8 protein-coding genes are annotated in these 12,223 nt (G+C 57.0%); 7 read left to right on the plus strand and 1 reads right to left on the minus strand.

From position 1 onward, the window contains the following. Window positions 1-1,054: 1,054 nt before the first annotated feature. The 4 genes from SO139_RS21440 to SO139_RS21455 all read left to right on the plus strand — a co-directional run bounded on the left by SO139_RS21440 (window position 1,055) and on the right by SO139_RS21455 (window position 5,178). Window positions 1,055-1,393 carry an H-NS histone family protein gene (locus tag SO139_RS21440; RefSeq protein ID WP_449382857.1) on the plus strand — a complete coding sequence of 113 codons (339 nt, stop codon included), beginning with the start codon at window positions 1,055-1,057 and terminating at the stop codon, window positions 1,391-1,393. A 1,319-nt stretch (window positions 1,394-2,712) separates the two neighbouring features. Then, on the plus strand, window positions 2,713-2,985 hold the full coding sequence (locus SO139_RS21445; protein ID WP_449382856.1) for a hypothetical protein: 273 nt from the start codon (window positions 2,713-2,715) through the stop codon (window positions 2,983-2,985). A 621-nt stretch (window positions 2,986-3,606) separates the two neighbouring features. After that, window positions 3,607-4,095, plus strand: coding sequence for a hypothetical protein (locus SO139_RS21450; RefSeq protein ID WP_474799308.1), 489 nt, complete (start codon window positions 3,607-3,609; stop codon window positions 4,093-4,095). An 831-nt stretch (window positions 4,096-4,926) separates the two neighbouring features. Next, window positions 4,927-5,178, plus strand: a complete 252-nt coding sequence (locus SO139_RS21455; RefSeq protein ID WP_474799310.1) for a hypothetical protein — start codon at window positions 4,927-4,929, stop codon at window positions 5,176-5,178. Between the two features lie 237 nt (window positions 5,179-5,415). On the opposite strand, the gene SO139_RS21460 is transcribed toward SO139_RS21455, so the two are convergent. After that, window positions 5,416-5,670: a hypothetical protein gene (locus tag SO139_RS21460; RefSeq protein ID WP_449382854.1), complete on the minus strand. Its 255-nt coding sequence runs from the start codon at window positions 5,668-5,670 to the stop codon at window positions 5,416-5,418. A 471-nt stretch (window positions 5,671-6,141) separates the two neighbouring features. Between SO139_RS21460 and SO139_RS21465 the strand changes: the two genes are divergently transcribed. The 3 genes from SO139_RS21465 to SO139_RS21475 all read left to right on the plus strand — a co-directional run bounded on the left by SO139_RS21465 (window position 6,142) and on the right by SO139_RS21475 (window position 12,154). Continuing rightward, complete coding sequence (locus SO139_RS21465; RefSeq protein WP_449382853.1) at window positions 6,142-6,306, plus strand: hypothetical protein; 165 nt, start codon at window positions 6,142-6,144, stop codon at window positions 6,304-6,306. A gap of 2,772 nt (window positions 6,307-9,078) precedes the next feature. Continuing rightward, window positions 9,079-10,509: an undecaprenyl-phosphate glucose phosphotransferase gene (locus SO139_RS21470; protein WP_449382852.1), complete on the plus strand. Its 1,431-nt coding sequence runs from the start codon at window positions 9,079-9,081 to the stop codon at window positions 10,507-10,509. An 805-nt stretch (window positions 10,510-11,314) separates the two neighbouring features. Further along, window positions 11,315-12,154 (plus strand): sugar transferase, encoded by an 840-nt coding sequence (locus tag SO139_RS21475; protein WP_498540544.1) that lies wholly within the window; start codon window positions 11,315-11,317, stop codon window positions 12,152-12,154. The last annotated feature ends 69 nt before the right edge of the window (window positions 12,155-12,223 follow it).

A 12,223-nucleotide genomic window follows, 5' to 3' on the forward strand; every position in this document is an offset into this window, starting at 1 on the left:
TCTTGCACAATCGAATACTTACTCACGTCAAAATCACAGCGACAGATCAATCGCTTCCGAATTCTTCACGAGCGACTCTGCGGGTTGGCAAAAGATCGAGCTACCCCGGTTGCAGACTGTCAGCGGTGCGCGCCTCCCGGTTGTCCCCGATCACGATCGTTGGAAATAGCGATCACGATCGGCTGGAAATGGTGATCACGATGCTCTGGAATGGGTGATCACGATGGCCTGGAATCGGTGATCACGATCGGCTGGAACACGCACTACCTATGGTTTCGAATGCTATGAGGCCTGCGCGCTGACGCACTGCAACCGGCCCTACGCGCGTTGATCTGCGGCAGCAGATGGGGGCGATACAATTCGCGCAGAACGAAGTCAAATTGAAGCAGTCGTCGTAGCCCTGTGCGTGGCAAACGCCGAAGTCGTGTGGCCTAGACCGGCTATGTTGATAGCTTGCTTTGGGCGAGATGATTGACTTCGACAGGGACATCGGTGCTTCGCTGGTGGATGAGCGCGTCCATTCCTTTGCGGTGCAGCAAACGAAGTCCCCGTGCAAGTTGCCGAAGATCGTTCCGGTGCGGACCAACCGGAAGTCGCCGCGCTCGCCTCAGTGCGTCCGCGGCTTGCTTTTCCAATGGCGAAAACTTTCGCGTCATCCACTCGTCCCCGAAAACCAGAAAACTGTGCGGCGGTACCTTACTCAAGCCATCAAACAATTCTGTGAACTATCCCATATTTGAGCCACGTGCGGGAATTAAATGGGATCGTCCACGAGACCCTATCGCTTTTCAGTGATGGCATTAACCACCGCACTAGCTTGAGCTCGCACGCAATCCACGCCGAATGACCGTGCCCTTCAGTGGCTGCTCAAATCCGGTCCCTCGGTTAAAATGCCTTCAATTTCACGCGATTGTCGCAAAATTATCACTCTTGAGCCTTTTTCGACGCCAAGTGCCGCAATTAAATGTGGATTGCGAGACTGCCTTCTAAGCGGGGGCTTGTCTCTGCCGCGTGGATTTTATTCGTTAGTGCTCCCAAGAACCCGGATCGCGCTATGAACATTGATCACCTGAAGTCGCTCTCCCTTGAAGAGCTTTGGAAACTTCACGAAGTCGCGGCCTCCGAACTCGAGAAGAAGTTATTGGCAGAAAAAGCGAGATTAGAGGAGCGGTTGCGCAAGATTGGAATGGCTCACGAACACGCTCCGCTTGATCGTAAGCGCCGCCGATATCCCCCGGTTCATCCGAAGTATCGTAATCCGAAGAACCCGGCGGAGACCTGGTCGGGTCGTGGCCGACTGCCTCGATGGCTCAGGCCAGAACTTCGGGGCGGTCGGAAGCTGGATGATTTCCTGATTAGGCCAGCGCTTGATCAGAAGCGGCAGATGACCTGAGCGGATCGAGCGGCCTGCCGCCCCTCGGCCGTGCGTTTGTTTGGGCTTTGGTTGCCAAGGCGCGGAATCGACCCGGCCTGTGCCTGCGCAATTCATGAACGGCTGGACCGATACGCGGAATTCTCCGCGATGGTGGACCGGCGCACATAGTTGCAGCGGCGCTCGAGTCAAGCACCATTGAGCTGCGGAGATACCGGCTCATCACGCGCGTCGCACACCCAATCGCCGAGGTCGCAACAGTAGATGTTCTCTGACCTCGTCCCATCAATGCGGTTTGCGAGATTCGTGCAGCTCATTCGACAAAAGACACGAGCGGCAGCTCAGGCCCCAATCGGAGATACGCCGAGCCCAGCCGCTACAGCTGGTTAGCTCAGATCACCGGCGAGGTATGAGCGCAGGCGCATTCCTGGGAATTGCGCGGCCGCGAAACCCATTTCATTTTCGCCGACTTCAGAGTGCTTTGCGCGGGAGCACGTTGGTCGAGTGGCCACCAAATAGGTTCCAGATTTAACCTTTGACGCTGGCATCAATCTTAACGAGCGATGTTCGTTTGCGCACCCGCACGCCCCTGATACGTTGAGCAACTTTCAAGATCGCAATGGTATCGATCGATGGATTTTTCGAGCGGACCCTTGCCTGAACACAGGCGGCGCGATTTCATGATTAGATATTCATCGTATGGCAGTACGAATTACGCAGCGCGAACATCTCTGGCCAACTCGGATCCGCTCGAGGCAGCATATCGCGAGCTTCTTGAACTGCGCGAGCGCGTTCGACGGGCCGAATCTGCGGCGAGGCGGAGCCCGTCTGGCGACAAACTCGGTTTAATTGACAGAAACGGCTCGCGACATCCTCTGGACGCTGCCCACAAGCGCCGCGCGTTCGACAGAAAGGCGCGTTGATTTCGCGGAGCGATGCTTTGTTAGTGCGGAGCAGCGCATCGTCCCAGACCGGTGCGGGCCTCGCATTGTCCCACGGCGGGCCTCCGGCGTTTGCGCCTCCGATCGGCGATTGGGATACGTCGTCGCGATCCGGCCTCTATGCTCAAGGATGTCTCGCGGCGCTCTCTTTTCCTGTTGCAGAGCATAGCGTCGGCTCATCGTCATCTGCTGGCCCGACGACATTTTCTGGTTCGGAGTATCTGCCGGTAGATAAGGTCTCTCATGGCGAGTGGGACCTCGGGGCACGGATACGCTTCCAACTGGAGGCCATCGCAGCCGCTGGGGAATTAACCTTCACCGCTTACTTAAATTGCGAAATGATGTTGTCGCCGGGCTGCAATTCCATGAAGGTCTGGCGTAGCCGAACGGGATGGTCAGATGTGGGACCTGCGTACCCGCAAGGTTAGGGGCCGACCGTCGAGAGATGGCGGCCCCGCCGATTTTGCAGGCGCAAGCGTTGGATTGCGTGATGGAGTGGCGAGCGCCGGGATACGGCCTTTCTCGGGAGCAGCAAGCCGCCATACTGCTGCCATGGCGACCATGTCAGACGAATTTAATGGGTCGCGCGCGAAGATATTGCAGGATCTCGCAGAGCAATCGGACGCGTTCATCAAGATGCGTCTTTTGGGTTTGATGAAGCGCTACGCATGAGCCCCGGGAATTCGAAGCACGGCATGCATCGGCCGGTTGATCGGGACGCGCTTCAGTGCCCGACGTTCGATCATGGGGAAAATCTCAAACGCGAAGATAGTTTTCCGTCGAATGAGTGCGGTTGCGAGGGAGATCAGTTTACAGGTCCCGCCGACGTCCTAGAAGTAGCTGTCCCCCAAAGTTGATCTGGGTCGTTTACGCGACAAGACGTATCGTTGCCTCATTAAAATTGAACGGGAGCTCGTGGTTAATTCGCACCCTTGCCGCCGACCTGGCAAAGAAACGGGACCCCAAATGGCTTGCAAATTACTTATCCGTTGTAATTCAGGCGCCCGGCGAGCCGCTGGATGTGACAACATAGCCAACGAGACGATGAAAGTTGGCGATGTCCCTGTGGTTCGCATCCTGGAGCGGGACGCTAATGCAAAATCCGGGCTGCCTCGGCGAGCCGGACCTTCTCTCGCAGATCCTCGAGTTCGTCGATCGCTTCCAGCAACGTCACAAGCTGGCGAGCAATATGTGTCAGAGTGGGCTTTTGGCGTCTAAGAATGCGAGCTTGTTGTGCCATAGTTGCACGCCTCCTTGCGTTCTATGGGCCAACTCGCAAACAACGTGCCACCCATGGCAATGGGCGATCGATATCCCGAGTGCTTAGCTATCAATGGGCGGGCGCGTCATCTGAGTATCCCGCTGGCCTTTCGCCAGCCTTATAGCGATACTCCTCTACCGTTCCAGCTACGGCACAGTGTGCGGCGTGCGGATGACCCCACGACGATGCGCTGCTCGGCGGGCCTGGGAGGAGGCGGCCTCAAAGGCCACGCGCTCTGGCTGCCGTGCGCGCAGGCGCGTGTCAACGCCGAGCAAAAGGTCCACTATCGGCAGATGCACAAGACCGGCGACCATCGCGACGATCCGGCGACAAGTGAGGCGCAAATGATGCTCACATTCCGATCTTCATCGCTGCAGAAATTCGAGATTATGGGCACCGATCCTGATGGTCGCCGCAGCAGCGTGACGGCGACCAAGAAGGCCGACGCGTTTAGTCGGGAGCGATCGCAAATCCATCGGGCCGCAATCGGCAAGCGTCCTATCACGGCCTGGCGATCCTAGACGCGACGAGCAAGTTACTCGCGTCACATGACGCCGGGTTCAATAATGACAACGCGCGCGGCGATCGGAAGGCGCTCCTCGCCCAAGCAGATGACACTGAGCTCGAGGAGTGCGACACCACGCGCAACAGCTTCAGCGCGCCCCCGGGATGAAGAACGCCGACAAGGAACGGCGCTATCCGAGCAAAAGCTCAAACTGGCGCAAGATTGCTCGATCTATGTACGTGCACGGGTTAGGGGGTGACTGTCGCGAGATCTTGATCACGCCGCGAGCCGGTTTTTGGAGGGGACCAAGTGGCGGAGCGTGACAATCAGAACTGCCTGCTATCCAGTCCGTCGCCGGCGCTTCACCAGCCAATACACGCCATACCCGATTGCAAGAATGGGCAGTCCTGCGCCCGCAATAGGTCCGGGAGCTCCGTGCGCATCACCGCCTTTTTTGATCTGGCCGGGAGCGTTCTCACAGTTTCCGTTGCCATTGCAGGCGGATGCTGGTGGCGCGGACAACACCAGAGCGAGAGCGAAAGCCGCGGCGGTTAAAGTGCACTGGGCAATCTTCATTGACTTTCTCCCTGCGCGGCTGTGACAACTTAAACGATTATATCCTCATGTTTTCCCAATATTCATTAAATATGTTAAATGCGATCAAATGTCGCCCCTCAAGCAATGTTTCGGCGACCCAAGTTCCACGCGATCCACGCCGATGCGATCGGCTCCCAGCAGCTTTCCTGGCAGTAGCCGTTTGGTTTCGGCAGCGATTGGGTGAAAGTGAGTCGCGTGTGTTATGGGCTTCGTGAATTGGAACCAATACTGCCGCGTTGCTACGTCGTGAATGACCAAGCGGGTTGAAATACTGGAAGTTGTCGGAATAGACTGTTGCAAGCGCACCGAACGCGCGGGAACTCGGCGGACGGCGCTCAAGCTTGCGCAAGGGGACCGCGATAGCGCTAGCGGCGATTGCCACAAGAAGGTCGGGACAGTCGAACACCTCAACCAGTTGATCGAGAATAACGCGCTCGTTAGTGCGCGGTTGAGGCTTCAGGTATTCTTCAAGGATGCGCTGCGCATCGCTGAGAGCTTGTAGAGCCAGCTCTCGTCACGCATTAAACCGCACTCCATTGCGATTAACCGTGTCTGTTATAGCAAATACAGCGGTTGGCTGCGTTGGAACCTGAGGTCAGAATGCTGCAATGCAATCCTCAACACGGAAATTCGGTTGGAGTGTTTCCGTCATAGCAACTTCTGTTTTCTTCAGGAGAGAGAGCGTGCTCCGGCGCTTACGGTAGAGCCACGCCCGCGCGACCCCGCCGTACGATCGTCTTTATGGCTTCGATCGCACTTCAAGCGGCACCACATTGTGTCGGTCGATCGAAGCCGAGTCCGGTTCGATCACCGGGCCTGAGCGCACGCTCTGCCGCCCGAGAATCTGCTCAAGTTCAAGAGCCTCTATTGCGATCTCATCTGCCAAGCGTGCGAACCGTTCCCGCTTTTCCGCATCATTCGCCCGCCTGCTCATGAGGGCGAACTCCGCGGCATCGGCGCGGAGGTTCTCCAACTTTTCCCTGAGGTCCTTCATGGTATTGACTCAGCTGCTGAACCACCTCGCGTGGGGTAGCTACAGATCAACGACAAGACCATGCTACGAGTTCATCGTTAATCGCTCGTTGCCTTGGCTCGCCGCCTGGCGATGGACGCCCCCAACGGGGTTGCCTTTCCGCGACGCTTCGCGCGCTCGGGCTCGCAACTCGTCCAGTTCGGTAAGTTGAGGATTAAGCGCTTCGCCGCGTTGGCAAAAGACGAGAGCGGCAGCGATAGCTCAATCGCAAATCGCAGGCCGCTGTTTTCGTTCAATTTTGAAGACTGCCCAGGCGAGAAACGACGGCGGCGCGGCTGGGGATTTGTCCGGCTTCATCAAGCCTCTTCGGACATCGAACGACAGTCGGCACGTAGGAATCACAACTAACAGTACTTGATGCGCTAAACCGACGATTAGTTGCCAGCCGCCGCGCAGTGAGTTCAAACTATGAAAGCATGATTCGGGGGGATCATGGATCGGAAACAGTTTGAGAATATGTCTGTTGACGAGCTGTGGGAACTCCACAGCGCGGTCAACGATATTCTCGCCGCAAGATTATCTGCCAAAAAGCAAAAACTTGAACGCCGTCTCGAGATGCTCAATCGACAGAGCACAGACCGTAGGTCAGAGCAGTGAACTCCGTCTCACGAGGGGATCTCCCTGGCGCCGAGGAAGGCCGACGCTGACCGCAGCCTTGGAAAAGGAATTGCGCGGGGGTCGGACAGCCGAATATGGAGGCGGGCTTCAGCCTCTCGTTGCGGTTGCACTAAGGTCAGCACAAAGCTGCTCGCGACAGTTTCAAGCCAAGATCACGGTGGTCCTGCGGCCAGCTTGGGCACAAACTGCATCATTTCGACGCCCCTTCTGCGTAGCGAGTAATCTACGGAAATGTCGGTGCCGATTGCCACGGATGCTGGCACATGGAATAGGACCTGGCGGCTCGGCTCAAACCCCTGCGACTGGAGCCGTCTCCATCTACCATTTGCCCTGAAGGGCCATTTAAAAATAATAAATTAAAGGTTTTAAAATTAACTAGATCGTTGCAAGATAATATAATAAGGTGACGAAGCTTGGTGCCGGATGCACGCATCAAGCACAGGACCTGACCACGACCCCGGCAACCCATCCCCATCGCCTCCAAAGCGGACGCTCGGGTGCCGGGGTCAATTTCGTGTTGAACGGCCAGGCGATAAGGCGCGACGGCGAGCAGAGTGGTGGTTTCCACCGGCTTCCTGGGGTGGACGGCGTCCCGGTGGGGAAACTGAAGATTGATCGTCCCGAGATTAGCGTCGGGGCGTCTGGCGCCATGCTTACCTCGCCGATAAATCGAAAATATAAAATTAATCGAAATTAAAGGTTTAAATTATTTAAAAATAGGATAAGCTATGGAGGCTTGGCGGTGATTCCGCGAGGCGATAACCTGACGACGGCCCCGGCATCATCCCCACCTGCCCCCAGCCCCCCTGGATGTCGGGGTCGTCGCTTTCCGGAGAGAGACGGCATATAGGCGGAGCGTATTAAGGGAGCTGCGGCATCAGCGGAGCTGGAGCACCCAAGCTCAATGCGTGGTTCACAAGCGCGCCGGCTCGAATCGCCCGAATGCGTGATTGCTGTCGAGGTGAGATCGCTTGGTAGGCCGCTTTTGGGGATACGAAAGTCATCGACGCCTCACTAGTCTGTCGAGAAACTCAAGGACGGATGGCTCCATCTCGTCGAGTTCGACAAAACGGCGACGAAGTTCATCTGCGATTTCCGCAGTTACATCGCGAGACCAGCCCTCGGCCGTGTTGAAGGCCACGATGCGTGCTGGATGAATGTACTGACCATCCAAAAGACGCCGAATTAGTGTTGCTCGGTCCGCACTGTCTTCATCCGTCTCGCACCAAGCGCGCCCGAGCCGCCCGCCTAGGTCATCCAGCACGAGATAAGTATCTTGGTTTGCCGGTATATGGGACGCGATAGGCGGGGAACGGGTCACCATTGTAACGCCGATGATTAGAAATGCTGATCGTGTATCATTAAACGTAATCAGAACAAAATTAAATGACCGTGGACCGCCTCCTGCGCCCGAAGAGGGACGCCTGTCCATGTGAGGAAAGCGCTACCCGGAGTTCCCTAAGGGCGCTGGGTACCATTGCAATCCCAACGCATCCTTTGCTCGTCAGGAAAATACGGATTGCGAGTAATCGCTGCGCTCGATGAAGCTCTGGCCCAGGCTGACTTCCAAAGGGCGTGCCCTTCCTGGCATGCGGGTAGCTAGAGAAGATGCAAGAAGCCGAGAACGGCTCCACGCGGAGGGGCGTTCGCCGCGACGTCCACTCGGTAGCGCCAGCATCTGATTGGGGCAGTTGATGCGCTCATCAACTGGACCTCGACGTTTTCGTTGCCCCCACCAGATGGCAGCGCCATTCGCACACGTGCCGCTATTTGACGGAGGCGATTGCCTTGCACGAATTTGAGCCGCGCAACTGCTGCCCGGCCGCCACCTCCTGGCATCGTCCGCGCGTTGCTTCCACTGTGGTGGTTTGTGCCGGAGAGCGGTTCTGTGGCCCTCTCGAGCATGCGACTGTCTTGGGTCGTCGTGAGGGCCGCCTATTGCATAGGCGCCGGTATCGATATTGGCGAGATTGGCATTCAGCCAACATGCAGCTTCGTCAGAATCCGACAACGTAAGACATCAGCGCCTATGCGCTGCCCACGCGGAAGGCAGTCATTCAGCACCGAAGGATGGCCTATTTTATGAATGCTGCGCTGGAAAGTTCCCGGCGCGCTTCCATGAAACGTGAGGAACCGTATCCCGGAACTTCGGAGATTGTTTTTTTCCAGATGCAAGGAACCGAAGCGTGGCCATCTGTGTTCGAGCGTGCGGGTCCTCTCGGCTTCACGTCCAGCTCTTCAGCACACCGACCGGAACTGCTCCGTCGCTACAGTGTTCCGTCGCTATATCACAACATGAGGTCTGGAACTGCAAACGACGCCCGAGGGCTTGATGCGGCAACAAGTGCCGCGTTACTAAATTTTGGGCATGGACTCTGACATGACACGTACGGGCGGTGACGATGGAGAGCGAGCGCCCGATAACTCATGAAAGCGATGATTGTCCGCTAGACGTCGTCGCGCGAGATCAACTGTTGTAAACCATCAACAAGCGTGTTGATGCAAGGTGCCGCGCATCACTTATCAAATGTTAACGCCGACAAAACAGCCTCGAGAATCTGTCTCTGCAATTCAGAGATCGCATGCTTCTCTGCATCGCAAAGATTTTGCGTGCGGTGCCACAATATCGCTGCGATCAGTCAACAACCTCCGCGTCGAAATTCGCAAGTGTTCGCGATCGCGACGAGTGTCGCGCGCTCCAGGGATCAAGTCTCCTCTCGGAAGCAATCCGATCGACACGCAGAGGTTCGAATGGCTGTAGCAACATACGGTTCAGATGATGTTGAGACGGTCTCGTCAGCGCACGGCGCCGTTCTGCAGCGTCCCTTTCAGGTCTTCGTTATTGCGGCCGACTTCCTGCTGATCTTGCTTTGTTATGTCGTGGCTTCCCTGTTCTACAGCGGCATCGTCGCTTCCAATGCTGACGGAGCCTCGCTCGGCGCGGGACTAATCGTAGGCGCGGTGTTCGTTGCTATTGCCTATTTCAAAGGCGTGTACGCGACGCATCGGTTGCTTAATCTCGTCTGGCAGTTGCGCAAAGCTCTCATCATTTGGCTCGCGTCACTGACGATTCTTGCCGTCGCGGCGTTTCTACTGAAATCGACGGACAATCTCTCCCGCGGCACCGTCATCTTGTTTGCTGCAGTCGGCGGCATCGGACTGCTCAGTCTGCGCTTCGCATGGCAGTTTGCACTCGGCACGAGTTTTGCGAATGGCCGGCTGGTCGATCGGAAGGTTGTACTGCTTAGTCTCAGGCCGATTGATTTCACCACAGATCGATTCAAGGACCTGCGCAGGAATGGGTTCGACGTGGTGCGCCATTTCGTGCTTGCCAACGATAATGGCGATAGCGGGTGGAAGACACAGATTCGCGATATCATCCGGCAGTCGCGCGCGGTCGATGTCGACGAGTATCTTCTTGCGGTTGACTGGAATGAGCTGCCGTTGCTGCCGAAGCTCGGACAACATCTGCGCGCGGTGCCGCAGCCGATACGCGTTCTTCCGGATAATTCGATCGCCGATCTCGTGTCACGCCCGTTCTTGCCGGTCAGCGGCACGGTGGCGATCGAGATCCAGCGACCTCCGCTGACCGTGTTCGAGCGCCTGCAGAAGCGTTGCCTTGATGTGGGTGTCGCGGCCTTTGCTCTTGTCACTTTGGCGCCGCTGCTCGTGATGGTCGCCGTTCTGATCAAGCTGGATTCACCTGGTGCCGCGATCTTCCGGCAATCGCGACGGGGCTTCAACGGCAAGCCCTTTGAAATCTGGAAATTTCGTAGCATGACGGTCTGCGAGAACGGTCAGACGATCATCCAGGCAACGAAGCATGACGCGCGAGTGACGCGGATCGGGCGTCTCCTTCGCATGACGAGCATCGATGAATTGCCCCAGCTCTGGAACGTGCTGCGCGGCGATATGTCATTGGTTGGGCCGCGCCCGCACGCGCTTGCGCACGACAAATACTACGATGAGATTATTACTAACTACGTCTACCGCCACCACATGAAGCCAGGACTGACCGGCTGGGCCCAGGTTAACGGCTTCCGTGGTGAAACACCGACCATCGACCTGATGGAGAAGCGGGTGGAATATGACGTTTGGTACGTCAGCAACTGGAGCATTTGGCTCGACCTCAAGATCTTGTCGCGCACGGCGGCTTCCGTATTGTTCCAGGAGGCCTACTAGCGTCTACGTGAAGCGCAAGGAGAAGCAGCACCAAGAACCCATCCGTAGGGCTTTGCGTCAAAGGTCTTGCGTTAACCTTGTCAGCGGCGCTGTCCTGGATCCTGCATCCTCTTCCGGAGCCGCACGATCGCATCACGTCCCGCGGTCAGCGGCGAGGCTAGGATGAAAAAGGTTCCCAACGCACGTGACACGAAGACATGGCGAAGCGAAACTGGTTCGCCTTGATCAAGCCGGTCTTTGTGCTTGTCGATCGGAGCGGGCGCAAAGGTGGTTCTTGAGGGCCGTGAGCTCGATTTCCTTGGAGGTACCACGATCAGAACGAATAGAACGTTGAGCAGCAGCCAGATGCTCAATATGACAAGTATAGCCGACATCCGGTCTTTCCAAAAATACAGGATCAAGTATGGAGTCAAGAACTGCCCTCGGAGCTCTCTCGGTCGTTTTTATCAATTCGGGCAAAAGTCGGCTACGTCAATGATCGTCATTGCGACCGGGACAACTACGGTCTGCGATCGACACACCTGGGATCGCTGGTTCTTCGAGGCGAAGCACAACATCGTCGGAACCGATCGCGACTGACGCCGGGCTCCCGCTCTCGCCGGTGTGAAAACATAACCGGGGCACGTTTCCCAGCCTCCGGCGGGAGGGCCTGGCCGCTGCTCAACGAAGAATTCGAGATATGATATCAAGCCCGCGCAACTTAGCTCTTTGAAGCGGCGCCACAATGTCGCTGTGTTTGGTAAGCAACTTCGCTCTGTAGCGCACTTCCAAACTTGGATGGGCAACAGTTGCAGCCCATTCCGCGTTGTGCTCGTTCCTTTCGCCAAAACTTGTTGTGTTTGTTGGTTTTTGGTTCACGCGGCCGTTGCCGCTGAGCGGAGGGTTCGATATGTCTGCGAGCGCGTATCGCTCCGATGAACTCCGCATATTGGAGCCGAACTGCGGCACTCAGTTGCAGAGACCGACGATTCTGCAGCCGAGTCGCGATTACTCGATCGCGGAGTCGAGCGCGCGGCCGCTTTTGCCAGTCAGCGAAGCCGTCGCTATTGAGCTTCAGAGGCCTTCCCTGTCGGTGCGCGAACGATTTCAGAAGCGCTGTCTCGATATCGGATGTGCGTCCGTCACCCTTGTAGCGCTGGCACCACTGATCATCACGACGGCGATCCTGATCAAGTTGGAAACTCCGGGCCCGATCATTCTTCGCCAGTCGCGTCGTGGTCTCAACGGCAAGCCGTTCGAGATCTGGAGGTTCCGCAGCATAGGCGTGGCCGAGAACGGCTCCAAGGTCCCGCAAGCCAATGGTGGGCGGGTGACGCGAGTCGGAGAGTTCTTGCGCAAGACCAGCATTGAAGAGCTGCCCCAGCTCTGGAACGTGCTGCGGGGTGAGATTTCCCTGGTCGGGCCGCGTCCGCATGCGCTGGTCTATGACCGTTTAATCAGCAAATACGTCTGGCGCTACCAAATGAAGCCCGGCCTGATCGATTGGGCCCAAGCCAACGGCTTCGGGGGAGCGACGCCCACCGTCGACCTGATGGAGAAGCGCGTGCAGTGCGAGGCCTGGTATGTGAGGCACTGGAGCATCTGGCTCGACATCAGGATCATTTTCCGCACCGCAGTCGCGCTGATGTATCAGGAAGCCGATTGAGAGCGGTCGATCGCGCGTCATTCGGCGAGGCCGCGACTAGGATCGAAGAGCAAGAGGGGAAGCGGTCGT

It is taken from the genome of Bradyrhizobium sp. UFLA05-89 (genome assembly GCF_059803475.1).

Bases quoted from the DNA above. Each gene is read 5' to 3' on its own strand.
- SO139_RS21450 (WP_474799308.1), top strand. From the start codon at position 3,607: ATGGCAATGGGCGATCGATATCCCGAGTGCTTAGCTATCAATGGGCGG.
- SO139_RS21465 (WP_449382853.1), top strand. From the start codon at position 6,142: ATGGATCGGAAACAGTTTGAGAATATGTCTGTTGACGAGCTGTGGGAA.
- SO139_RS21445 (WP_449382856.1), top strand. From the start codon at position 2,713: ATGTGGGACCTGCGTACCCGCAAGGTTAGGGGCCGACCGTCGAGAGAT.
- SO139_RS21440 (WP_449382857.1), top strand. From the start codon at position 1,055: ATGAACATTGATCACCTGAAGTCGCTCTCCCTTGAAGAGCTTTGGAAA.
- SO139_RS21455 (WP_474799310.1), top strand. From the start codon at position 4,927: ATGACCAAGCGGGTTGAAATACTGGAAGTTGTCGGAATAGACTGTTGC.
- SO139_RS21460 (WP_449382854.1), bottom strand. From the start codon at position 5,670: ATGAAGGACCTCAGGGAAAAGTTGGAGAACCTCCGCGCCGATGCCGCG.
- SO139_RS21470 (WP_449382852.1), top strand. From the start codon at position 9,079: ATGGCTGTAGCAACATACGGTTCAGATGATGTTGAGACGGTCTCGTCA.